This window comes from Nonomuraea sp. PA05 (assembly GCF_008086045.1).
Taxonomy (GTDB): Bacteria; Actinomycetota; Actinomycetes; order Streptosporangiales; family Streptosporangiaceae; genus Nonomuraea; species Nonomuraea monospora.
On sequence record NZ_VSEY01000003.1, the window covers coordinates 376192 to 399267 of the forward strand.

24 protein-coding genes are annotated in these 23076 nt (G+C 71.3%); 9 read left to right on the forward strand and 15 right to left on the reverse strand.

Annotated features, from left to right (window positions below; genetic code table 11):
- Positions 1-4: 4 nt before the first annotated feature.
- The gene (locus tag FXF51_RS07245; RefSeq protein WP_148433469.1) at positions 5-1081 is read right to left on the reverse strand and encodes an FAD-dependent monooxygenase; all 1077 of its coding nucleotides are present in this window, start codon (positions 1079-1081) and stop codon (positions 5-7) included.
- Positions 1082-1188: 107 nt separating this feature from the next.
- On the opposite strand from FXF51_RS07245, the gene FXF51_RS07250 reads away from it, so the two are divergent.
- Positions 1189-2100, forward strand: coding sequence for a TetR/AcrR family transcriptional regulator C-terminal domain-containing protein (locus FXF51_RS07250; protein WP_148433470.1), 912 nt, complete (start codon positions 1189-1191; stop codon positions 2098-2100).
- Between the two features lie 61 nt (positions 2101-2161).
- On the opposite strand, the gene FXF51_RS07255 is transcribed toward FXF51_RS07250, so the two are convergent.
- Positions 2162-2857, reverse strand: a complete 696-nt coding sequence (locus tag FXF51_RS07255; protein ID WP_148433471.1) for a TetR/AcrR family transcriptional regulator — start codon at positions 2855-2857, stop codon at positions 2162-2164.
- 102 nt (positions 2858-2959) lie between these two features.
- Between FXF51_RS07255 and FXF51_RS07260 the strand changes: the two genes are divergently transcribed.
- The gene (locus FXF51_RS07260) at positions 2960-3166 is read left to right on the forward strand and encodes a 4-oxalocrotonate tautomerase family protein (protein ID WP_148433472.1); all 207 of its coding nucleotides are present in this window, start codon (positions 2960-2962) and stop codon (positions 3164-3166) included.
- A 62-nt stretch (positions 3167-3228) separates the two neighbouring features.
- Here FXF51_RS07260 and FXF51_RS07265 read toward each other — a convergent pair whose 3' ends face one another.
- A complete protein-coding gene (locus FXF51_RS07265) occupies positions 3229-3990 on the reverse strand; it encodes an alanyl-tRNA editing protein (RefSeq protein ID WP_148433473.1) in 762 nt (253 codons plus the stop codon).
- Positions 3991-4030: 40 nt separating this feature from the next.
- Between FXF51_RS07265 and FXF51_RS07270 the strand changes: the two genes are divergently transcribed.
- Positions 4031-4654: an SGNH/GDSL hydrolase family protein gene (locus FXF51_RS07270; RefSeq protein WP_187414235.1), complete on the forward strand. Its 624-nt coding sequence runs from the start codon at positions 4031-4033 to the stop codon at positions 4652-4654.
- 1 nt (position 4655) lies between these two features.
- Here the strand turns inward: FXF51_RS07270 and FXF51_RS07275 are convergent, their stop codons facing one another.
- The 5 genes from FXF51_RS07275 to FXF51_RS07295 all read right to left on the reverse strand — a co-directional run bounded on the left by FXF51_RS07275 (position 4656) and on the right by FXF51_RS07295 (position 7376).
- Positions 4656-5024: a DUF2516 family protein gene (locus FXF51_RS07275; RefSeq protein WP_148433475.1), complete on the reverse strand. Its 369-nt coding sequence runs from the start codon at positions 5022-5024 to the stop codon at positions 4656-4658.
- 121 nt (positions 5025-5145) lie between these two features.
- A complete protein-coding gene (locus FXF51_RS07280; RefSeq protein WP_148433476.1) occupies positions 5146-5562 on the reverse strand; it encodes a hypothetical protein in 417 nt (138 codons plus the stop codon).
- Positions 5563-5565: 3 nt separating this feature from the next.
- Entirely contained in the window at positions 5566-6057 is a 492-nt protein-coding gene (locus FXF51_RS07285) for a helix-turn-helix domain-containing protein (protein WP_148433477.1), read from the reverse strand.
- A gap of 60 nt (positions 6058-6117) precedes the next feature.
- Positions 6118-7023, reverse strand: a complete 906-nt coding sequence (locus FXF51_RS07290; protein WP_148433478.1) for a M56 family metallopeptidase — start codon at positions 7021-7023, stop codon at positions 6118-6120.
- On the reverse strand, positions 7020-7376 hold the full coding sequence (locus tag FXF51_RS07295) for a BlaI/MecI/CopY family transcriptional regulator (protein ID WP_148433479.1): 357 nt from the start codon (positions 7374-7376) through the stop codon (positions 7020-7022). The genes FXF51_RS07290 and FXF51_RS07295 overlap by 4 nt, the downstream gene beginning before the upstream one ends.
- A 1743-nt stretch (positions 7377-9119) precedes the next feature.
- Here FXF51_RS07295 and FXF51_RS61785 point away from each other — a divergent pair.
- Positions 9120-9338: a hypothetical protein gene (locus tag FXF51_RS61785; RefSeq protein WP_222871153.1), complete on the forward strand. Its 219-nt coding sequence runs from the start codon at positions 9120-9122 to the stop codon at positions 9336-9338.
- A 4-nt stretch (positions 9339-9342) separates the two neighbouring features.
- A complete protein-coding gene (locus tag FXF51_RS07305) occupies positions 9343-9846 on the forward strand; it encodes an O-acetyl-ADP-ribose deacetylase (protein ID WP_148433481.1) in 504 nt (167 codons plus the stop codon).
- Between the two features lies 1 nt (position 9847).
- Here the strand turns inward: FXF51_RS07305 and FXF51_RS07310 are convergent, their stop codons facing one another.
- The 3 genes from FXF51_RS07310 to FXF51_RS07320 all read right to left on the reverse strand — a co-directional run bounded on the left by FXF51_RS07310 (position 9848) and on the right by FXF51_RS07320 (position 14239).
- Positions 9848-12592, reverse strand: coding sequence for an AbfB domain-containing protein (locus FXF51_RS07310; RefSeq protein WP_148433482.1), 2745 nt, complete (start codon positions 12590-12592; stop codon positions 9848-9850).
- A gap of 116 nt (positions 12593-12708) precedes the next feature.
- Positions 12709-13503, reverse strand: a complete 795-nt coding sequence (locus tag FXF51_RS07315; protein ID WP_148433483.1) for a class I SAM-dependent methyltransferase — start codon at positions 13501-13503, stop codon at positions 12709-12711.
- Positions 13496-14239: an SDR family NAD(P)-dependent oxidoreductase gene (locus tag FXF51_RS07320; protein WP_148433484.1), complete on the reverse strand. Its 744-nt coding sequence runs from the start codon at positions 14237-14239 to the stop codon at positions 13496-13498. Before FXF51_RS07320 ends, FXF51_RS07315 begins: the two co-directional genes overlap by 8 nt.
- A 129-nt stretch (positions 14240-14368) precedes the next feature.
- On the opposite strand from FXF51_RS07320, the gene mshA reads away from it, so the two are divergent.
- Genes mshA through FXF51_RS07335 form a run of 3 tightly spaced genes read left to right on the forward strand, consistent with a single transcriptional unit; the run spans position 14369 to position 16918 of the window.
- Entirely contained in the window at positions 14369-15643 is a 1275-nt protein-coding gene (gene mshA / locus FXF51_RS07325) for a D-inositol-3-phosphate glycosyltransferase (protein WP_262379330.1), read from the forward strand.
- A 33-nt stretch (positions 15644-15676) separates the two neighbouring features.
- Complete coding sequence (locus FXF51_RS07330) at positions 15677-16156, forward strand: YbjN domain-containing protein (RefSeq protein WP_148433485.1); 480 nt, start codon at positions 15677-15679, stop codon at positions 16154-16156.
- A gap of 18 nt (positions 16157-16174) precedes the next feature.
- Positions 16175-16918: a phosphoglyceromutase gene (locus FXF51_RS07335; protein WP_148433486.1), complete on the forward strand. Its 744-nt coding sequence runs from the start codon at positions 16175-16177 to the stop codon at positions 16916-16918.
- Between the two features lie 34 nt (positions 16919-16952).
- Here FXF51_RS07335 and FXF51_RS07340 read toward each other — a convergent pair whose 3' ends face one another.
- Complete coding sequence (locus FXF51_RS07340; RefSeq protein WP_262379332.1) at positions 16953-17516, reverse strand: helix-turn-helix domain-containing protein; 564 nt, start codon at positions 17514-17516, stop codon at positions 16953-16955.
- Between the two features lie 85 nt (positions 17517-17601).
- Here FXF51_RS07340 and FXF51_RS07345 point away from each other — a divergent pair, with 85 nt between their 5' ends.
- On the forward strand, positions 17602-18360 hold the full coding sequence (locus FXF51_RS07345) for an aspartate/glutamate racemase family protein (protein WP_148433488.1): 759 nt from the start codon (positions 17602-17604) through the stop codon (positions 18358-18360).
- Between the two features lie 71 nt (positions 18361-18431).
- Here the strand turns inward: FXF51_RS07345 and FXF51_RS07350 are convergent, their stop codons facing one another.
- The 3 genes from FXF51_RS07350 to FXF51_RS07360 form a co-directional block, all read right to left on the reverse strand.
- Positions 18432-19160, reverse strand: coding sequence for a mitomycin antibiotics/polyketide fumonisin biosynthesis protein (locus tag FXF51_RS07350; protein WP_148433489.1), 729 nt, complete (start codon positions 19158-19160; stop codon positions 18432-18434).
- 422 nt (positions 19161-19582) lie between these two features.
- Positions 19583-21454: an adenylyl cyclase gene (locus FXF51_RS07355; protein WP_148433490.1), complete on the reverse strand. Its 1872-nt coding sequence runs from the start codon at positions 21452-21454 to the stop codon at positions 19583-19585.
- A gap of 145 nt (positions 21455-21599) precedes the next feature.
- Positions 21600-23048, reverse strand: coding sequence for a cytochrome P450 (locus FXF51_RS07360; RefSeq protein ID WP_148433491.1), 1449 nt, complete (start codon positions 23046-23048; stop codon positions 21600-21602).
- Positions 23049-23076 lie beyond the last annotated feature (28 nt).

Consider the following 23076-nt stretch of genomic DNA (forward strand, 5'->3'; position numbering starts at 1 on the left):
CCTGTCAGGTGAGTGTGATGCTGTTCGCTGCCCGCTGGACGCTCTCGGGCGAGGCGCCCTGGCCGGGGTTCTCGTGGGCGAGCGCCTGGTTGGCGGCGACGAACGGGCGCATGCGCTCCTCGTACCGGTCGAAGGCGTCCGCGCCGCCGGCGCCGAGCTCCTGCGCCAGCACGTACGCGCCCACCAGCGCGAGGCTCGTGCCCTGGCCGGACAGCGGCGAGGCGCAGTAGCCGGCGTCGCCCACGAGCGCGACGCGCCCCTTCGTCCAGCGCTCCATCTTCACCTGCGCCATGGAGTCGAAGTAGAAGTCGTCGGCCTTCCACATGGCCTCCAGCAGCCTGTCCGCCTCCCACACCTCCGTGCAGCGCTCCTGGATGAGCCGCTTCTGCTGCTCGACGTCGCGATAGTCGTAGTCGATCACGTCGGACCTGAAGCCGAGGTTGACCCGCATCTCGTTCGGGTCGCGGTCGCTGAACAGCGCGCCGCCCGCCTCGCCCGCGTTGAACCAGGTCTGCCAGTGGTCGAGGCCGAGAAAGTTCCCGGCGGTGTAGATGGAGACGTAGGTGCCGAGGTGGTGCAGGTACTGCTCCTCGGGGCCGAAGGCGAGCCTGCGCACGTTGGAGTGCAGGCCGTCGGCGCCGATGACGTAGTCGTAGCGCTCGCGCAGGCCCGACTCGAACGTCACCTCGCCGTCCTCGCCGAGGGTGGCGATCGAGTCGCCGTAGAGGTAGCGGGCGGTGGAGGCGTCCAGGAGGACGCGGTTGAGGTCGTCCCGCATGATCTCGATGTCGGGACTGTCGAACCGGCCGCCGCTGAGCGTCTCCTCCTCGCTGCGCATGATCTCGTTGCCCTCGGCGTCGACCATGGACATGCCGCGCATGGTGGTGCGCAGCTCGCGGATCCGCTCCAGCACGCCCATCCGCTCGACCACGGTCAGCGCCGCGCCCCTGATGTCGACGGCCTGGCCGCCCTTGCGGGGCGCGGGCGCCCGCTCGACCACCGTCACGTCGAACCCGTTCCGCTCCAGCCAGTACGCCAGGGCGGGGCCGCCGATGCTCGCGCCGGAAACCAGAACCTTCATGTCACTCTCCCGAGTTGTTGACGTTGTACGCAGGACTGAATGTACGTCGTACATACAGCAAGTGGCAACGGTATAGTGAGAAGATCTGTACTAGTACAGGAGGTCGCATGGAAACCCCGCCCCACGCCCGCATCACGGCCGACATCAAGCAGCGCGTCGCCGACGGCAGGCTCCGGCCCGGCGAGCGCGTGCCCTCCACCAGGCAACTCGCCAGAGACTGGAACGTCGCCCTGGCGACCGCCGCCAAGGCGCTGACGCTGCTGGCTCGTGAGGGCGTCGTGGTGGCGGAGCCGCGCGTCGGCACGGTGGTGGCCGAGCGGCCGGGCACCCCGGCCAAGCCCCGCCCCGGCACGACGGCGGAGCACGAGCTGACGCGGCGGCGCGTCATCGGGGCGGCCATCGAGATCGCCGACGCGGAAGGGCTGTCAGAGCTGACGATGCGCGCCGTGGCCGGGCGGCTCGGCGCGGCCACCATGTCCCTCTACCGGCACGTGGGCGGCAAGGACGACCTGGTCATGCTCATGGTGGACGCGGCCTTCGCCGAGTTCCCGCTGCCCGCCGAGCGCCCCGAGGGGTGGCGGGAGCGGCTGGAGTCCTCGGCGCGGGTGCAGTGGGCCGCCTACCGGGCGCACCCGTGGATGGCGGGGGCGACGCCACTGACCAGGCCGGTCCCGTCGGCGGCGCTGCTGCAGCACTCCGAGTTCGTCCTGGAGGCGCTGCAGGCGACCGGGCTCGACGCGGGCACCCGCATGTACGTGGTGATCCTGATCTACAGCTTCGTCCAGGGGGTCGCCGCCCACATCGAGCTGGAGCAGCAGGCCAGGGCGGCCACCGGGGTCACCGACGAGGAGTGGATGACCGGGCAGGAGGAGTTCCTGCGCGGCGTCAAGGCCACCAGCCCGGCCTTCGCCGGCGTGCTCGACGAGCTGGGCGAGTTCGACATGGACCTCGACCGGCTCTTCACCTTCGGGCTGGAGTCGCTGCTCGACGGGCTGACGAAGCTGATCGAGCCTCACTAGCCGGAGATCCGGGTGCGCAGACGGCGGAACCTGGAGCCGGGTCCGCACGGTGCGTCGCCGGTCAGGGGTTTGTGATGCGCTCCAGCCAGCGTTGGAGGAGCGCGGTTTCGACCGGTTCGAGGGCGTCGGTAGCGCCGAGTTGGAGTTGCGCCCGCAGGCGTAGCGCGGCGGTCCGCAAAGGGTCGGTGTCGTGCTGAGCGGGCGTGGTGGCGAGTACGTGTGAGAACACAGCGTCGCGCATGCGGTGGGACAGCGCGGGGTCGTCGAACTGGGCGGGCCGGGCGATGTGGTCCAGCGCGGTCCCGACGTTGGCCGCCAGGATCAACTGAGCGGCGGTTCGCGGCTCGAGTTTCAACGCGCCCACCGCCGCGCACCGGGTGAGCGCCGCCGTCAGCAGGTCCATCACGCGATCGCGCGCCGTCGAGTGCGACCACGGCCGCGGAGTGAACATCAGCTGGTAGAGGGCCGGGTTCGCGTGGGCGAACGCCATGTGGCCGTCCCAGCCGGCGTGCAGGTCGACGACCGGGTCGTCGGTCTGCTCCTGGGCTGCCTTGAGCGCGGCGTACCGCTCGTAGCCGTGGTCGGCGACGGCGTCCAGCAGCCCGCGCTTGTCGCCGAACAACCGGTAGAGCACGGGCTGGCTCACCCCGACCGCCTCGCAGACCGCACGCGTGGCGACCTCCTGGTCGGCGGACGACGCCAGCTGCCGCTCCGCGGCCTCGATCATCGCCACCCGAAGCGGATCGGTCTCCGTCATGAGATCAATGATACCCGTGGTCGCTAGCGACGATACGAATCTGTGCTACGGTCATGCCGTAACGACGATATGAGCTTTACGTATCAATGAAAGGGCATCGACATGCCGTTCGCCAACCTCAAGGTTCCCGCCGACACCCTGACCCCCGAATCCAAGAAGAAGCTCATCGACGCCGTCACCGACGCCTTCGCCGACGTCTACGGGGAGCGCGCCAGGGCCACCACACTGGTCCTTCTCGACGAGGTTCCCGATGGCGGCTGGGGCCTCGGCGGCAACGTCCTCACCGCTGAGATGCTCGGCCGTAGCTGACCCACCCCCGGGGAGGCCGAGGCCCTCGGGAAGGCGCACCCCGGAGGCCTCGGTACAGCGGGCTAGTCGCAGATCTCGACGCGCACCCGGCGGAAGCCGCGGCCCTTGCTCTCGACCTTCGCGACCCTGAGCCGGCCGATCTGCTTGGTCGATGCGACGTGCGTTCCGCCGTCCGCCTGGGTGTCCAGACCCGCGATATCCACGATTCGCACATCCGTGACCGAATCCGGGATCAGGTTCGTTGCGGTCCGGATGAGGTCCGGAATCTCGAAAGCTTGATCGCGGGGGAGAACCCGCACGTCAATGCGCCTGTCCGCGCGAATCTCCGCATTGCACGCGTCCTCGACGGCCTGCTTGAAACCGGGGGGAACCTCGGGCAGGTCGAAGTCCATCCGAGCGATTCCGACAGTCTGCCGTTCGGAAGACGTGAATTCGTCCATGTTGCCGCCGGTGACCAGGCAGCCGTAGTCGCGGAAGACCACCCCGCACAGCACGTGCAGGCCGGAGTGCGTGCGCATGAGGGCCGAGCGGCGCCCGTCGGCCACCGCGCCCCTGACCACGGTGCCGGCGGGCGGGATCGGGTCGCCCTCGGCCGGGATCAGGTAGAGGTCGTCGCCCTTGCGCACCCCCGCGATGCGGGTCTCCACACCCTGCCAGACGAGAACACCGTGATCCGCCGGCTGGCCGCCTCCGCCCGGATAGAATGCCGACCTGCTCAGCACGATCCCCTCAGGCGTGGCGTCCAGGACGACGGCCTCGAAGTCACGTAGGTTCTGGTCGGACAGTTCCAGCCTTTGGGTACGCCCGTGGAGATCCGTGCTCATATCGGCAGCCTAATGTCCTGAGGTGGTCATGCGTGGCCTGATGAGACGCATCGTGGTGGTCGGCGCGGTGCTGGGGCTGCCCTCGTGCGCGTTCGTGACGAAGGCGCCGCCCGTCAAGGAACACACGCCCGTGATGATGTTCGTGGGCGACAGCTTCACCGTCGGGTCGGGGCCCGTGCCGCCCTGGCAGACCTACGCCTCGCAAACCGCCCGGATGCTCGGCTGGCAGCCCATCATCGCGGGCGCGGGCGGCACCGGCTTCTGCAACGAGGGGCGGGCGGGCCGCACCTTCCAGCGCTCGTTCGAGGTGGAGCTGGCCTGGCGGCCCGCTCCCGACCTGCTGGTCATCTCGGGCGGCCACAACGACCGCCGCTGGAGCCCCGAACGGGTGCGCGGGGCCGTCGCGAGCCTGCTGTCCGAGGTGCGCGCGCACTGGCCGGAGACCAGGACGGTGGTGGTCGGCCCGATCTGGATGGGGGAGCCGCCGGACAAGGCGTACGGGGTGCGCGACGCGGTGGCGGAGGCAGCCAGGGCAGGGAAGGTGTCGTTCCTCGACCCCATGCGAAAGAGCTGGCCGGAGGGGGCGATCCTGCCCGACGGCGTGCATCCCACGCTCGCCGGGCACGAGGGGCTGGCCACCTGGCTGGCGGCCGAGCTGGCCTGATCTACCAGGGGCCGTAGGGGCCGCTGTTGCCCCGGCCGCCGCCCATGCCCTTGACGGCGGGCTTGACGTCGACGATGTAGATCGTGGCCGCGATGACGGCCGCGATCGAGAACAATCCGAGGCCGATGCCGATGAACGTGGCGCCGCCGACCACCATGAAGGCCTGGAAGTAGCTCAACGCCCCGGCGGCCGAGAACAGCGTGGCCAGCCCGAGGATCAGCAGCCACAGGTTCTTCTGCAGCTTGCCCGCCGAGACGAACGCGTTGGCCGGCACCTTGATCGCGTGCACCAGCGCGTAGATCGACATGCCGAAAATGGCCACGGCGAGCACCAGGAAGAGGAGGTTGAAGACCCCGTTGATCATGTCCATGTAGTCGTCTCCGCCCAACGCCGTGATGCAAACGGCTTCAGCCTAATAGGCGCCCCCGACATAGGGGCACCCCGAACGGAAAGGCCCGCCTCCCTTCTCGGGAGACGGGCCCAGAGGTGGGTCAGGCCTGCGCCTTGGTCGAGCGGGTCTTCTTGACCGGCTCGACGGGCTCGGCGACGGCCGGCTCGGCGGCCTCCGACACTTCCTCCAGCTCCAGGGCGGCGGTGCCGCTCGCCTTGCTGACGACCTTGCGGCCGCGCGTGGCGAAGTCCTCGTAGACCTCGGTGGCCCTGAGGGTGAGGTGGTCGGCGTACTCGCGGGCCTTCTCGGGCAGGTCGCGGGCGAAGCCTTCGGCCTTGTCGGCGTACTCGCGGGCCTTGCCCGGCAGGTCCTTGGTCAGCTCGGAGCGGCGCGACTGCAGCTTGTGCAGCTGCTCGGGCAGCTCGCGCAGCTTCTCGACGGCGAAGTCGCCGGCACCGGTGATGGCGTAGAACGGCTTGGACTCGGTGAGCTTCTTGACCTCGGTGGCGAGCGTCATGGGTTAACCTTCCTTGGTTTCCTGGGTGACGTTGCCGTTGCGTGAGGTCGCCGCATAGGGCTCAAGAGCGGCGAGAAACTCCTCGGGCAGCGGCGCGTCGTCCGAATCGGAGTCACTCCGGGGGCGGGCATTCTGGGAGGTCTGCTCGTCCTCGGTGTGGTTCTCCTTGCGGAACGACTCGTAGATGTCGATCAGCACCTGGCGTTGACGTTCGCTGAGATGCGTGTCGGCCCTGATCGCGGTGATCACGTCGCTGGGCGGCTCGCGGTCCTCGATGAGGCCCGCCTGCACGTAGAGCGCCTGCGAGGAGATGCGCAGACCCTTGGCGATCTGGTTGAGGATCTCCGCGCTCGGCTTGCGCAGGCCGCGCTCGATCTGGCTCAGGTAGGGGTTGGAGACCCCGGCCGCCGCGGCGAGCTGGCGCAGCGAGATCTTCGCCTGCTGCCGCTGGTCGCGGATGTATTCACCGATCGAGCCGACTTTGGGTAGTGCCATACCTGTAGTTTGCCCCGCGGTGCTTGCAATTGCAAACGCGTTGGTTAACACCAGCAAGCATCAGAGCTGGATAACCCATAGGAAGGGTGCGGCGGTGACCAACGTCACAGAAAGCGCGATGAACCCGTAACGCACCGAAGTGGCCAGCTCAGGAGCCGGTTTGATCAGGCGATCGACCCTGGCCATGACGTTGTGGACGTGCACGCCCAGCATGCCGTGCGGCGTCGGCATCGCGCCCGCGGTGCCGAACCTGAGCAGCGCCGTGGCCAGCCGGCGCGGCGAGCAGTAGCGGCGCGCCCGGTCGTCGGCCGCCATCTCGACCAGCAGCTCGACCTGCCCCTGGGCGTCGGCCACCACCTTCGACCAGGGCAGCGCCCTGCGCAGCGCGGCGAACGGCAGCAGCACCAGGTCGTGGCGCTCGCGTACGTGGGCGGCCTCGTGCGCGAGCACGGCGGCCAGCTCGTCCTCCGACAGCAGCTTCAGCGCGCCCTCGCTGACCACGACCTGCGAGCGCAGCCCCGGCACGCAGTACGCGGCGGCGCTGGGATGCGCCAGCACCCGCACGCCGGGCACGCCAGGGTCGTCGTGAGAGATCAGCGCCAGCAGCATGCGGTGCCTGCGACGGGCCCGCAGTGCCTGCACGCCGGCCGTGAGCAGCACCGCGACCAGCACGATCAGCGCGGTGAGCCCCGCGATCAGGGCCAGCACGTGCAGCGCGTCCCACTCGCGCGCGGGCGTCTCGCCGTGCGCGAACGCGATCAGACCCGGCAGGATCCCCTCGTCGTACGGCTGCACGGCGAAGGCGAGCATCGCGCCCGTGGTGGCCAGGCCCCAGCACACGCCGAGGGACTGCCAGAGAATGATGGCCAGCCGGGGAGCGCGCGAGGTCCATCCGGCTTTCGTGAAACGCCAGGAGCCAACCGCGCACGCCGTGGCGAGCGCTGCCAGCGCCGCTGCCGTGATCACTCGTCCTCCAGCTCCGTAAGGGCTCTGCGCAGGATCTCCGCCTCCGTGCCCGACACGGCCTGGGCGAAGCGGGTCAGGGCGGCCGAGCGGTCGCCCGTCAGGTCCAACGCCTCCAGCATAAGCTCAGCGATGTACGCGTCGCGGCTTTCCGCCGGTTGGTACCGCCAGGCACGCCCGTCGCGGGTGCGCTCCAGGAAGCCCTTGCGGGTGAGGCGGTCGAGAACGGTCATGACCGTGGTGGGGGCCAGGTCGCGGTCGGCAATCAGCCTGCCGACCTCGCGGGCGGTCAGCGCGTTGCTCTCCGCCCAGAGGATGTCCATGATGCTGCGTTCAAGCTCGCCAAGACCCTTCACGCCTTTCAGGGTAGCTCTACAGAGCGTCGAGCTGGCAAACGGGTCCGGGGGACTCCGTGGTGTCACCGTGACGCTACTGCCCGATTTATCAAGAAATATAAGGCTTAGTCTTCTTTAATGGCTTATATGGAACGAGTAAAGGGTCGCTGTGTTATCCCTGTGTGAAGGCGGTCTTTTCGGGCGTTTCTTGAGTGCCTGTTGAAGTTGGTGCGGGGGCATGGCGGTTGTCCGTCTATGCCGCTGTTTGTGAGCATGGCCATCATGGGGATCAATGCGCTGACACGCGCGCTTGTGCTGTCAGCCGGAATTACCGGGATGCACGCAGTTATGCCGATTGTCGGGTGTGATGCGGCGTTGAGGCCGACTGGGTCGGTGTCTTCAGGACGAATATCCAGGGGTCACCTTGACGTCCCTTCGCGCGAAGATCCGCGGCGGATCGTGCCGGAGGGCGGGTTGCGCGGGGCCATCCGCTTGCTGACGCCGCATGACGATCCGGTTTCCGCGTCCGGGCAGCCCGCGGAGGGTGCGGAAGCGGCACACCCGCACCCGCATCCGCCGCAGCCGGGCAAGCCGGGGCCGAGAGGGGCGCGCGGGCCCGCCGGGCCGCCTGGCAAGTCGGGCCCGCCTGGCAAGTCGGGCCCGCCCGGGAAGACAGGCCCGCCCGGAAGGACAGGCCCGCCCGGGAAGATCGGTCCTCCCGGAAAGACCGGTCCTCCTGGAAAGGTGGGGACGCCCGGGAGAACGGGTCCCGCCGGGCCGAGGGGTGTGGCGGGGCCCGCCGGTCATGCGGGGGCGCCGGGACGGCCTGGCGTTCCAGGACGTGACGGCGACCGGGGCCCCCAAGGGGAGACCGGCGCGAAAGGCGACACGGGCGCGCAGGGCGACCCCGGGGTGAAGGGGGACCCTGGCCAGGCCGGCGCACCCGGAGCCAAGGGCGACCAGGGGCCGGTGGGCCGCAGGGGCGATCCCGGCCCGACCGGCCCGACCGGCGCGACCGGGCCGAAGGGCGATCCCGGCCCGCCGGGAGCGACGGGCCTGAAGGGCGATCCCGGCGCGACCGGCCCGAAGGGTGATCCAGGTCCGCCCGGTCCCACGGGTCCCAAGGGCGATCCCGGGGCGATCGGGGCGACCGGCCCGAAGGGTGATCCCGGGCCTCCCGGGTGGAAGGGGGACCCGGGCGCGATCGGTGCGCCCGGCCCTAAGGGCGATCCAGGCCCGCCGGGAGCCACGGGCCCGCAAGGGCCGGCCGGCCGTGACGGCGCTCAAGGTCTCCAGGGCGTGCCCGGAGCACAGGGCCCTCCCGGCGCGCAAGGCGTTCCCGGCCGTACCGGGTCTCCCGGCGAGAGGGGGCCGACAGGTCCCAGAGGCGTCGCGGGGCCGGCCGGGCCGGTGGGAGCACCAGGGGCGGCGGGACCGGTGGGAGCGCGAGGGCCGGCCGGGCCGGTGGGAGCCCGAGGAGCGACAGGCCCCACGGGCAGAACGGGCCTCACCGGCAGAACAGGTCTCACCGGCAAGACCGGCCTCACCGGCAAGACCGGTCCTGCGGGCCGGCAGGGCGCCACGGGAGCGGCCGGGCCCATCGGGCGGACGGGCCCCGTAGGCGCCAGGGGACAGGCGGGCCCGATCGGGAGAACCGGCCCCGCGGGCCACCAAGGAAAGACCGGTCACCAGGGCCCCAAGGGGCCGGCCGGTCCGCAGGGGCCTCCTCCCACGCTGAAGGCCATCGCCTCGCGCGGAAAGGCCGTGTACGTGCACCCTCGCCAGTCCGTCCGGGTGCCCGGCGGATCGTGCCCGGCGGGCAGCGTCCCGATCGGCGGAGGCTACGACTGGCACGGGACGCACGTGACGGCCTCGATCGTCGAGAGCCTCGCCGCCGGGAACAAATGGCAGATGATGTTCACCAACAACAGCGGCAAGGGGGATGATGTGTCCGTCATCACCCAGTGCCTGACCGGGAAATGAGGCAATGCGGCTCACGCTGGTCCAAGGAGACATCACCCAGCAGCGGGCGGACGCCGTAGTCAACGCCGCCAACTCCTCCCTCATGGGCGGCGGAGGCGTGGACGGCGCCATCCACCGCGGGGGCGGCCCCGAGATCCTGGAGGAGTGCAGGCGGCTGCGCACGGGCCACTACGGCAAGGGCCTGCCGACCGGCCAGGCCGTGGCCACGACGGCCGGGCGGCTGCCCGCCCGCTGGGTCATCCACACGGTCGGCCCCGTCCACTCCGCCTCCGAGGACCGCTCGAAGCTGCTCGCCTCCTGCTACCGCGAGTCGCTGCGCGTGGCCGACACGCTGGGCGCCACCTCGGTGGCGTTCCCGGCGATCTCGACCGGCATCTACGGCTGGCCCATGGACGACGCCGCCCGGATCGCCGTGGAGGCGGTCCGGGCGGCGGACACCCGGGTGGACGACGTGCGGTTCGTCCTGTTCGACGCCGCCGCGTACGCCGTGTTCGAAGCGCGACTCTAGATCACGGCGCCCAGGGCGGTGCGACGGCCCACGTCACGTCCTGGTCGTAGCCGGCCGCAGCGTCGAAGGCGTGTGAGCCGCCCGGCACCGCGATGTACACGGCCTCCGCGAAGTGCCTGACGTGGTGCCCCGCGATGTTGTACGAGCCCAGCGTCACCCCGGCGCCACCGGCCCTGGGCGGCTGGGCGCAGAACGTGGCGTCCTGGTCGAACAGGGCCGTGCCGTCACGCGCGTCCTTCCGTACCCGGAAATCGGCGTGCCGCAGGTAGTGGCCGGGGAAGTTGCGTGACTCGAAGGAGTAGCAGCTCCCCTCGGCCAGCCCCCGCCGCACGTAGTACGTGGCGTCCTCCTTCAGAAGCTGCGCGCTCGCGGCGCTCACCACGTCCGTGCGCGCCAGCGAGTCCTGATGCCGCAGGTACCGGTCGGTGTAGCCGGGCGTGGTCACCCGCAGCGACTGGGCGGCGCCCACGGCCAGGTCGGCGCCGCTGCGCCACCACGGCGTGCTCGGCAGCCAGGTGACGTCGGCGGCGAAGGAGGCGGCGGTGTCCCAGGCGTTGGGGCCGCCGCTGCGCGCGATGTAGACGGCCTCGTTGTAGTGGCGCAGGTAGGCGCCGGGCTGGTTGCGCGACTCCAGCGACACGCCGGTGCCGGCCTGCGCCGGGCGGGCGCAGAAGGTGGCGTCCTGGTCGAACAGGGCGGTGCCGTCGCGGGCGTCCTTGCGCACCCGGGAGCCGGCGTGCCGCAGGTAGTGGCCGGGGAAGTTGCGCGACTCGAAGGAGAGGCAGGCGGCGTCGGCCAGGCCGGGGCGCGTCCAGAACGTGGCGTCCAGCTTCAGCGGGTCCGCGCTGCCGGCGGTGACCACGTCCGTGCGGGCCAGGCCGTCCTGGTGGCGCAGGTAGCGGTCGGTGTGGCCCGAGGTGGTGACGCGCAGGGAGACGAGGCCGCCCGCCGTCAGGCCGGTCGCGGACTGGATCACCGAGCGGTTGACGGCGCGGACGCGGTCGGCGTTGACCTTCAGCACCCGCCTGTCGTACGTCCACAGGCCGTTGACCTCGTTCTCGACGTCCGTGGGCTGGGTGTAGACGGAGGCGGACAGGCCGTTGTTCACGATCAGCGGCCTGAGCTGCTCGTTGATGGAGACGTAGCGGTCGGTCAGGGCGGTCGCGTTCGCGGTCATCTCGTACGCGAAGCCGGTGCCGGGCCACTGGTGGCCGAGGCTGAGCAGGCCGAGGCCGCCGAACTCGCCGAGCACGGCCACCCTGGTGGCGCTGGGCCGCTGCGGCGTGCCGGGGCCGACGTAGATGTGGTCGTCCACGACGTCGCCGTTGCCGCCGTCGAAGCCGCAGCAGTTGGAGCCGGAGTTGTTGTTGACCAGACGGCTGGGGTCCCAGCTTTTGACCAGGTCGGCGATGCGGGCGGGGTCGTACTCGCCCCAGCCCTCGTTGAACGGCACCCACTGCACGATCGAGGTGACCCCGCGCAGGTGGTCGACCATGCGGCGCAGCTCGCTCTCGAAGTTGGCCCGGTCGGCGGCCGACGGGCTGACGCCGGTGCGCATCGACGGCATGTCCTGCCAGACGAGCAGGCCGAGCCGGTCGGCCCAGTAGTACCAGCGGGCGGGCTCGACCTTGACGTGCTTGCGCACGGTGTTGAAGCCGAGCGCCTTCTGCTGCTCCAGGTCGAAGCGGAGGGCGGCGTCGGTGGGGGCGGTGGAGATGCCGTCGGGCCAGTAGCCCTGGTCGAGGGTGCCGAGCTGGTAGACGAAGCGGCCGTTCAGCGTGGGGCGGAGCACGCCGCCGACCATGGCCTTGCCGACCGACCTCATGCCGAAGTAGCCGGTCACGACGTCGCCGCCGCCGGTGCCCGTCAGGGTGACGCGCAGGTCGTACAGGAAGGGGTCGTCGGGGGTCCACAGGCGGGCGTTCGGCACCGGGACCCGCAGGTGCGCGCCGATCGCGCCGGTCGCGGTGCCGACCACGGCGCCGCCGGTCATGACCTCGGCCCGCACCTGCTGCCCGGAGGCGCCGGCCGCCTGGACGACCAGGTCGAGCTGCCCGGCGGCGACGTCCGGGGTGGTGTCGAGACGGGTGACGCTCGCCGCGTTGACGGGCTCCAGCCACACGGTCTGCCAGATGCCGGAGTGCGCGGTGTAGAAGATGCCGCCGGGCGAGCGGCGCTGCTTGCCGATGGGGGCGCCCGCAGAGTCGACCGGGGCGTACACGCCGACGATGAGCTCGTTCGAGCCGGCGCGCAGGGCCGCGGTGACGTCGAGGCTGAACGGGTCGTACCCGCCGGTGTGGGTGCCGACGGCGGTGCCGTTCACCCAGACCCTGGTCTCCCAGCTCACGGCGCCGAAGTTGAGCCGGACGCGCCGGCCCGACCATCCGGCGGGCACGGTGAACGTCCTGCGGTACCACATGCGGTCCTCGTGCCGCTGGATCCGGGAGAGTCCCGATTCGATCGGGTACGGGACGAGCACCTGTTCGGCCAGGTTCTGTCCGGTCGGCGGCGTGTTGATGGAGCCGGTCGCGGCGAACTGCCACAGGCCGTTGAGGTTCTGCCACTCGGAGCGTACGAGCTGGGGCCGCGGATACTCCGGCAGGGCGTTGGCCGGGGTGACCTCGGCGGTCCATGGGGTGGTGAGCGGGGGCGCGGCGAGCGCCTCCTGCGCGGGTAAGGCGACGACTGCTCCTGAGAGGACCAGCACCGCGGTGAGGCGGCTGGCCCAGCCTGAGAATCTGCTCATCTCGGCTCCTTGACGAGGACCGTGCCTGACTTCCCCCGACAGGTTGCGACCGAACTTGAACGAGTTGGATCGCACCGTGACCATATAACGCAGATCTCTTGTGCGAAATAGACCATTTACCGGGGATCGACGGCCGCCCACGGCAGGGTCAGCTCGCCCAGCCGCCACCTGCCCGAACCGCCCAGCGGCGGGTGCGTCGGCACCGGCCAGGAGGTGGACAGAGCCCGGATCGCGGCCAGCCACCGCTGCCGCCGGCCGTGTGCCCCGTAGGGGGCGCTGACCGCCCAGGCGCGGTCGAAGTCGCTCAGAAACGCATGAATCCGCTCACCCGGCACGTTCCGGTGGATGAGCGTCTTGGGCAGCCGGTCCGCCAGATCGGACGGCCGCTCAAAGGCGTCGAAGCGGGCCGCGAACGTGATCGTGCGCGGTCCCTCGGGCGAGAGCGTCACCCACACCGCCCGCCGTCCGTTCTCGGAGCAGGTGCCCTCGACCAGCACGCCGTGCGGGGCCAGCTTGCCCGTCAGCGCCTCCCAGTACCGCCACGCCTCGTCCTCGCCGTACTGACGCAGCACGTTGAACGCGCGAACCAGCACCGGCGGGCGCGGGACGGGCAGCTCGAAGCCGCCCAGGCGGAAACTCAACCCCTCCCGCTCGTACGGCTTCGCCAGCGCCACCCGCACCGGGTCGATCTCGACGCCCACCACCTCGACGCCGGGCGCCACCCGGCGCAACCGGGTGAACAGCTCCAGCGTCGTCGTGTGCGAGGCGCCGTACCCGAGGTCCACCACCAGCGGCCGTCCGGCCGCGCCGCGCAGCAGCGGGCCGTGCACCGCCGCGATCCAGCGGTCGCAGCGCCGCAGCCGGTTGTGGCCGGTCGTCCCCCGGGTGATCGTCCCGACGGGTTTAGCCACTGACGCGGTGCACCTTGTGCTGGGCGGCCTGGGCGCGGGGACGGATGACCAGGCGGTCGATGTTCACGTGGGCGGGGCGGGTCACGGACCAGGCGATCGCGTCGGCGACGTCGTCGGCCGTGAGCGGGCCGGGCACGCCCGCGTACACGCGGGCCGCCGCCTCCTGGTCACCCCTGAAGCGGGTGACCGCGAAGCCCTCCGTCTGCACCATGCCCGGCGCGATCTCGACGATCCGCACCGGCTGCCCGACCAGTTCGAGCCGCAGGGTCTCGGCCATGGTGCGCTGGGCGTGCTTGGCCGCGACGTAGCCGCCCCCGCCCTCGTACGCGCCGTGCCCGGCCGTGGAGGTGAGCATCACCAGCACCCCGTCGCCCGACTCGACGAGTTTGAGGATCAACGCCTGGGTCATGCGTAGGGAACCGAGCACATTGACGTCGTACATCCGCTGCCAGTCGTCCAGCCGGGCGTCGGCCACCTGCTCCAGCCCGAACGCGCCACCGGCGTTGTTGACCAGCACGTCACAGCGCTCCAGGCCGGCGGCCAGCGCGTCCACCGACTCCTGAGAGGTCACATCCAACGACACCGGCCTGATCGAGGGCACCTCAGCGGCCAGCTTGTCGAGCCGGTCGCGCCGCCGCGCGCCCGCGACGACGTCGTATCCCTCGGCGGCGAGGCGCCGCGCGGTCGCCTCGCCGATCCCGCTGCTCGCACCTGTCACCACAGCCGTCTTCCGCATGCTCCACATCCTAGGAGGTGAGTTCCCTACGCCTAGTTGTGACCGTCTGTCGGGAATGTCGAAAAAATCAGGAGAGTTGTATTCCGTCTGGAGGTGGTGTCGAGTGAGGCGCTTCGGAGGTGAAGTCGGGTGAGGCGACGACGGGTCAGCCGGGTCGCGACCATCAGCATGCACACATCGCCGCTGGACCAGCCCGGAACGGGCGACGCCGGAGGCATGAACGTGTACATCGTCGAGTCCGCCAAACGACTGGCCCAGCTCGGGGTGGAGGTGGAGATCTTCACCCGGGCGACCGCCCGCGACCTGCCGCCCGTGGCCGAGCTCGCCCCCGGCGTCCTCGTCAGGCACCTCACCGCCGGGCCGTACGAGGAGATGGACCGCGCCGACCTGCCCGCGCAGCTCTGCGCGTTCCTGTCCGAGGTGCTGCGTACCGAGGCCATGTACGACCCCGGCCGCTACGACGTCATCCACTCCCATTACTGGCTCTCCGGCCAGGTCGGCTGGCTGGCCAAGGAGCGCTGGGGCGTGCCGCTCGTGCACACCATGCACACCATGGCCAAGGTCAAGAACCTCCTGCTCGCCCAGGGCGACAAGCCGGAGCCCCGGGCCCGCGTGGTCGGCGAGCAGCAGGTCGTGGACATCGCCGACCGCCTCGTCGCGAACACCGCCGACGAGGCCCGCGAGCTGATCGACCTCTACGGCGCACCGCAGCAGCGCGTCGCCGTCGTCAACCCGGGCGTCAACCTCACCCGCTTCCAGCCCGCCTCGCAGGGCGCCGCCCGCCGCAGGCTCGGCCTCCCGCAGGACGCGCACGTCCTGCTGTTCGTCGGCCGCATCCAGCCGCTCAAGGCCCCTGACGTGCTGCTCCGCGCCGCCTCCAGGATGCTCATCGACGACCCGTCGCTGCGCTCCCGCCTGGTCGTCGCCTGCGTGGGCGGCCCGTCGGGCAACGGCCTGGCCCGCCCGTCCCTGCTCACCGAACTGGCCGCCGAGCTGGGCATCTCCGACGTCGTCCGCCTCGTGCCGCCCGCGCCGCAGGAGGAGCTGGCCGACTGGTACCGGGGCGCGGACGTCACCGTCGTCCCCTCCTACAGCGAGTCGTTCGGCCTGGTGGCGCTGGAGTCGCAGGCCTGCGGCACCCCCGTCGCCGCCGCCGCGGTCGGCGGCCTGCGCACCGCCGTCCGCGACGGCGTCTCAGGCCTGCTCGTGGACGGCCACGACCCGGCCGCGTGGGCGCAAGCGCTGCGCCGCTTCGTCACCTCGCCCCGCTGGCGCGACCAGCTCTCCCAGGGCGCCCGCGCGCACGCGGCCGCCTTCGGCTGGCAGGCCACCGCCTCCCGCCTCATGGAGGTGTACGCCGGAGCCGTCGCGCACATGCACCATGTGCCCGTGGCCGTCTCCTGACTTTTGTTCTGGCCGTCCTTTTATCCTGGTCGCATGCGCGATGTCGTCGAAGCCGCGCTCAAGGCCGCGGACGTCTCCTACGACGAGCCGCGGCCCGGGGCGTTCCTGGTCAAACTGCCCGGACAGCACAAGCTCGCCACCATGACCTGGCTGATCGTGGGCGAGCGGGCGCTGCACGTCGAGGCGTTCTTCTGCCGCCAGCCCGACGAGAACCACACCGAGTTCTACCGGTGGCTGCTCGGCAAGAACGGCTCCATGTACGGCGTGAGCTTCTCCCTCGACCCCGTGGGCGACGTCTACCTCGTCGGGCGGACGCCGCTGGCGGCGGTGACGGAGGAGGAGGTGGACCGGCTGCTCGGATGCGTGCTCACCTACTCGGACGAGTGGTTCGACCGGGCGCTGGAGCTGGGCTTCGCCTCGTCGATCCGGCGGGAGTGGGCCTGGCGCGCCAAGCGCGGCGAGTCCCTGGCCAACCTCCAGGCGTTCGCCCGCTTCGCCGACCCTGACAGGTAGGCCCATAGGATTAGCCGCATGGCGACTTTGGTGCTGCTAAGGCACGGTGAGAGTGACTGGAACGCGAAGGGCCTGTTCACCGGCTGGGTGGACGTGAGCCTTTCTGCCAAGGGCGAGGATGAGGCCCGCCGCGGCGGCAAGCTGCTCCAGGAGGCCGGGCTGCGCCCGGACGTCGTCCACACCAGCCTCCTGACCAGGGCCATCCAGACGGCTCAGCTCGCGCTGGGCGAGGCGGACCTGCTCTGGCTGCCGGTGAAGCGAAGCTGGCGCCTCAACGAGCGCCACTACGGCGCGCTGCAGGGCAAGAACAAGGCCCAGACGCGTGAGGAGTTCGGCGACGAGCAGTTCATGCTGTGGCGCCGCTCGTACGACGTCCCGCCGCCCCCCATCGCCGACGACGACGAGTACTCCCAGGCCGGCGACGCCCGCTACGCCCTCCTCCCGCCGGAGCTGATGCCCCGCACGGAGTGCCTGAAGGACGTCGTGGACCGGATGCTGCCGTACTGGTACGACGAGATCGTCCCCGACCTGGCCGCCGGCCGCACCGTCCTCGTGGCCGCGCACGGCAACTCGCTGCGCGCCCTGGTCAAGCACCTGGACGGCGTCAGCGACGAGGAGATCGCCGGCCTCAACATCCCGACGGGCATCCCGCTCCTGTACGACCTCGACGCCGACTACCGGCCCACGGTGCGCGGTGGCAAGTACCTCGACCCGGACGCCGCCAAGGCCGCCATCGAAGCCGTCGCCAACCAGGGTCGCTGACCCGCTCCGGGAGGGCGCGGGCACCCGCGCCCTCTTAGAGCTGTTCCATCACGATCACCCCGGCCGTGCCGGGTTCGAGCGCGGTGAACACGTGCGGCGCGTCGCCCGGATAGGACAGGTAGTCGCCGGGCGTCAGCTCGACCGGCCCGTCCGCGGGCCCCGCCAGTGCCCGCCCCGCCCCGATCACCAGATGCTCGACCGTCCCCGGCAGGTGCGGCTCGGAGCGCCGTGACTCGCCCGGCTGCGCCTCCACCCTGTAGAGATCCCGCCGTGCCCCCGGCGGGCACGCGGCCAGCAGCGTCGCCGTGTAGTTGGCCTGCCCGGAGTGCGCGGCCGGCCCCTCACCCGCCCGGATCAGCCGCACCGCCGGTCGCGGCGGATCCACCAACCGGCTGAACGGCACCCCCAGCGCGACTCCCAGCGCCCAGAGCGTCTCCAGGCTCGGATTCCCGCTGCCCGCTTCTAGCTGCGAAAGCGTCGACTTCGCCAGGCCGGAGCGCTTCGCCAGCTCCGTCAGCGACATCCCGGCCCGCTCCCGCTCGCGCCTGATGGCCGCCGCCATCCGCTCGAAGGGCGGCCTGCCTTCTGTTCGCTCCACGCTTCCATCCGTTCGATTTGACGAACACCCATCTTGCGGTCCACTATAACGACCAAGCATTCCGATATGCCGAACAGGAGGCCCCATGCACGCCCCCTCGCCTGTGCCGGGCCACGTCGGCATCCTCGCCCACAGCACCGAAGGCGCGGCGCTCGCCTTTCTCTCCTTCTGCCAGGAGGGCTTCCGGCGCCGCGGCGAGCACGACCACCCCGACGTCACGCTCGATTACATCCCCTTCGGCCGCAGCATGCCCGCCTGGGACGCGGGCGATCACGACGCCGTGCGCAGCACCCTCGCGGTGAGCGTCGACCGGCTCTCCCAGGCGGGCGCGGGCTTCTTCGTCTGCCCCGACAACACCGCCCACCTGGCACTCGAACGTCCCGGCCCGGCCCTCGCCCTGCCGGGCCTGCACATCGCCGAGGTGGTCGCCGCGCAGGCCGCCCGCGACGGGCGCAGGCGCGTGGGCGTGCTCGGCACGTCCTACACGATGGAGGGTGCGGTGTATCCGCGGGCGTTCGGCGCCCGTGGGATCGCCGTCGAGGTGCCCGACGCCGGTGATCGGGAGGTGGTCAACGAGATCATCTTCAGCGAGCTGGTCAACGGGGTGTTCACCGACGCGTCCCGGGCCGCGTACGTCAAGGTCATCGAGAGGCTGGCCGGGCGGGGGTGCGACGCCGTGGCCCTGGTGTGCACCGAGATTCCGCTGCTGGTCGGGCCCGAGCACTCGCCGCTTCCCACGCTCGACTCGACCCGGCTGCTCTCGGCCGCGGCTTATGACGTGGCGGTCGGGCTGCGACCGTTCCCGTCCTGGCGCGGCGGGCCCGACGGGTTGGAGAGGCGGTGAGGCGGGCCCGATGGGTTGGAGGCGGTGAGGCGGGGCGCGGCTCGGGAATCACCCCGCGCCAGCCTCGGCTGCTACCAGTCGATGGCGCGCGCCAGCGGCGTCCGGTTGCCCGGAGCCAGCGGCGCGGTCAGCAGGACCGGCATCTGGGCCATGAACCGCGGCTCGGTGCCGAGATGCTCCTGAGCCGCGTGCACGGTGAACGGATGCACCACATACGCGTCGCCCGGGCTGCCCGTGGCCAGCGCCACCGCCCGATCTCTGCCCACCTCGTCGAAGATCGGCCCCATCTGCATCGGATCGCGCACCTCGTCGTCGTCGAGCACCTCGACCAGATCCCGCTGCGACCCGGCCCTGATCCTGGTCGGCGCGTCGTCCGTGCCGACCTCGGAGAACAGCACGAGCAGCAGCAGCGTGGCGGGCCGCCTGCTCAGCCCCCACGAGCCGTCGGCGCGCTGGGTGTTGCTGTCGGCATGCCACCCTCGATCATCGGCGGGCGGCACCCGGGGGAAGCGGATCGGGATGTTGCCCACACTGCCGCGCCGATGCCACCCGCCCGGGCCGGCGATGGCGTCCAGGGCCGCGTGCAGCCGCGGGCCGGCCATGAACTGGCCGAACGGTCCCACGCCGGTCAGGTCGGCCGCCCACACCACCGGCTGCGTCCACCCGGCGGGGTCGTCGGGGGACATGCCGATCTGCTGCCACAGCAACGCCCTGGCCTCGTCCCCGACCGCACGCGGCACCACCTGGTCGACCTTGACGAATCCCTCGGCGATGAAGCGCTCGACATCGACGTTCTCCATGCCCAGCACGCTATCGAGGCTGTCCACCGCTTTTCGGGCCGCTGGCCGCTTGCCGGGCGGGAGGGCGCCGGCGACCTGCCGGGCGGTTAAGACGACGGCCTGCGGCCTCAGGGAGGTGCCGGTGCCGCCCATCATGGCGTTGCTGCCGCGCCGCCCCCCTCACCGCCTACGCCCGCGCCGTCCCCCTTGGCGGCGGCCCAGCGCGCCCCGGAATCCTGGCTTGGCCTGCCTGCGCCTCCTCGCCGTAGCGGCCGGACCGCTCAGGCGAGTGTCACGGCGGGCCATCCCGCTCAGGCGAGTGTCACGGCAAGCCGTCCCGCCCAGGCGGCTCTCCCTCGGCAGGTGGGTGCCCCGCAGGGCCGTCCCCTCCCAGACCAGTCACACGACGGGCCGGCGCCCCCCGCAGGGCCGGCCCGTCGGCGTCACCCGGAGCCGGGGTAGTCCGTGATGTAGACGGGCGCACCCACCTTGGTGGTGTCCGCCGCGTCCCCCACCCCGTTGACGACATGATCGATCGTCCCCGCGCTGAGGTTCACGGTCATGATGTGGTGCAACCGCACCCCCGCCCGCTGCGGCACCTCGAAGCCGTTCTCCGTGTGGATCTGCGGGTTGTTCTGGTTGAACACGTACACCCCGCCCCCATACAGCCGATGCCTGCGCACCCGCTCGCCCACCTTGTACCCGGCCCACCCTTCGACGTCGCCGTTCATCCAGTCGGCCTGCGTCGGCGGGTCGTAGGGCAGCTCGTTCTGGTAGAGGATCGTGGTGCCGTCCTCGCCGTTCCAGATGGTGTTGTACTGCTGGAAGTGCTCCACGAACAGCCCTGTCGCGGTCACGTGGTCGCCGTTGATGACGGCGCCGTTGCGCCCCAGGTTGGTGTTCCAGCGCTGGGTGTCGTTGAGGCCTTCGACGCCGTGGTCGGCCCGCCACACCCAGGTGTGGTCGATGAGCACGTGGTCGCTGTTGACCTCGAGCGCGACGTCGGTCTTGCCGATGTGCGGCCCGCCGACCCGGAAGTACACGTCGGACAGGGTCGTCGGGTTGTCGGGGCGGCTGCGGTGCTCGCCGTGCCGCTTGCCGACCCGCAGCAGGACGGGTGACTGCTCGGTGCCGGCGTCGATGGTGACGCCCGCGACGACCACGCCGGGCACGTCGGCGACGTCGAGCGGGGTCGAGCCGTGGACGGCGGTGAGCGTGGCGTGGCCGAGCCCGAGCACGACGGTGTCGGGCCGCTTGATCTCGATGCTGCGCGCGATGTCGTACACGCCGGGGGTGAGCAGCAGGTGCTTGCCGCGGGCGAGTTGCCGGTTGATGTCGTGCGCGGAGTCGGACTGCTTGGCGACGTAGAAGTCGGTGAGCGGCAGGGTGCGGCCGGGCGTCAGGCCGGCGCCCCAGGAGACGCCGCGCGTGTCCTTCCTGGCGGCGGGGACGCGCACGTTGTACCGGCCCCTGGCGTCGGTGTACAGGTAGGGCTTCTCGCGGCTGACGGGGGTGGTGTCGAGGGTGGTGTACGGCGGGTTCGGGAAGCCGGTCTCGGCCGGTGCGCCGGCGACGCCCGAGAAGACCTGGTTCCACACGCCGTTCGACCAGCCGGCGACCTCGCTGTTGCGGGTCAGCCACTGCTGCTGCGAGCCGTTCGTCACGGACGGCAGCCTGGAGTCGGCGATGAAGCCGCCGCTGGCGTACTGGGGTCCGGCGGTGCAGTAGTCCATCAGCGAGAAGGTGCCGCCGGTGACGTTGAGCCTGCGCAGGGACACCGCCTGCGAGACGGCCCAGAAGTTGGCCGTGGACCTGCAGCCGTCCTGGCCCGCCGCGTTGATGTTGATCGACAGGTTGGACAGGGTGCGCCAGAAGTTGACGAGCGCGAGGCAGTTGCCGGTGCCGCCGTCCGCGAGGCAGCGGTTGTAGACCTCGACCTTGCCGTTGATGACGACGTCGGTGGGGGAGGCGCCCAGGCCGGCGATCTCCGTGTAGTAGCCGACCTTGATCTGGAGCGGCTGCTCGGCGGTGCCGTACGTGCCGGGCTTGAACAGGTACGCGTGGCGGTTGGTGCCCATCTCGTCGTCCACCTGGGCCGTGTGGGCGGCGTCGAGGGTGGCCTGGATGTCGGCGACCGGCATGCCCGGGTCGAAGACGGTGACGTTCGGCCCGAGGTCGGGCGAGGAGGGCGTGGCGGTGGCGGCGGTCGCTCCCGCGGATAAGACGGTGGTCGTGGCGGCGGCGGTCAGGAGGGCGGTCGTGAGCACGAGGCCGAATCGCGGCGCCCGGCCACGGGGAGGCTGGGTCGTCGTCATGCGGTCCGTCCCTTCCACTGCGGGATGCGCAGTGCTCTGGGCATCGGCCTGACCGCTTCAAGAGAGCGCTCTCTCAAGCGGGGTCAGGCGTACGTCGAGGCCTGAAGAATGGGTTCGGACGTTTTTACCGCGTTACCCGGCCCGTTCACAAGACGCTCGGCTCGACGCTCAGGCGCAGGGTGAAGGGGTCCACGGCCTTCGGCAGCGGGCGGCAGGGGCCGAGCCGCGAGCCGACCGGCCGGAAGTCGTACTGGCGGAGCAGCGCGGCCAGGGCCGAGGCGGCGACCGTGATCCCGAGATCGCTCCCCGGGCAGTGGGCGGGCCCGGCGGAGAACGGGACGATCGACCAGTCGGCCTCCGCCCGCCCGTCCAGCCAGGCCTGCGGGGTGAAGCGGTCGGCGTAGCCGATCTGCGGGTTCCGGCTGTGGACGGCGATCGGGATCAGGATGTCGGTCCCGGCGGGAAGCGTGCCGCCGTGCCAGGCGGTGGGCTCGGTGACCACCCGGGGCAGGGTGGGCACGAGCGGCCACAGGCGCAGCGACTCGTTCAGGCAGGCGCGCAGATGCCGCCGGTCGCTGGAGGTGGCGCGGGCCTCGGACCGCGCCCGTTCGTAGTGCTCGGGGTGGCCGGCGATCAGCGCCAGGGTGGGGCCGAGCACCGTCGAGCCGATCCCCTCCAGGGCCATCAGCCAGTGCGGCACCTGCCCGGCGGGACACGTGTCGGCGGTCCTGGGCGCGACGGCCGCGAGCCCCGCCAGGCTCCCGTCACCGACCGCCGCCACACCCCCGTCGCCGACCGCCAGGCTGCCGGTGCCGCTGCTGGTGCCGCTGCCGGTGCCGCTGCTGGTGGCCAGGCCGTCGCCGGTGGCCAGGCCGTCGCCGGTGGCCAGGCCGTCGCCGGTGGCCGCGGCCAGGTGGCGCTCGATCCCGGACGTCATGGCCGTCCGCAACCTGCGCGTCCGCCCCGGCCGGGGAAGACGCAGGCCGAGCCAGTTGCCCTCGCGCCGCAACGCGTTCACCGCCGCCAGGATCCGGACGTCGTCACGGGCCGCGTCCCCGAGCACCAGCCGCAGGATCGCCCGGTTGTACCCGCTACGCAGCCCCGCCCAGTCCACCGAGCCTGGGTCGCGCCCGAGAACCCCGTCCAGTTCCTCCGCCATCACCTGATCGATGCGCAGGGCCAGTTCGCCGGGCGCCCTCCCCAGCACGGCGCAGTTGAACCGCCGCCGGTCCTTCCGCGTCTCCCCGCGTGACAGCAGCAGGCTGTCCGGCTGCAGGGGCGAGAACCCCCGCCACTTCTCCTGCGTGCGCAGCGAGAAGACCGAGTCGCTGCCGCCCAGCACCCGTTCGACGTCCCCTTGCGCGAGGAGCACGAGCACCTTCCCGCGCGGCCCCCGCACGTAGACCGATCGGCCGCCGTGCCGCACCCGCAGCCGCGTGCAGAGCCGCTGCACCGCCGCCTGCGTGCCGAGACGGGCGAGCAACCGCGTCATCGAGGGCCTGCGGACGACGATGCCCCTCGCGTACTCCGGCAGCGAGTAGAGCAGGGCGAACAGCAGGCTCTCCAGCCCGGTCGCACGCGGTACCGGCTCCATCGCGGAACCCTCCCAACTTTCGCTATAC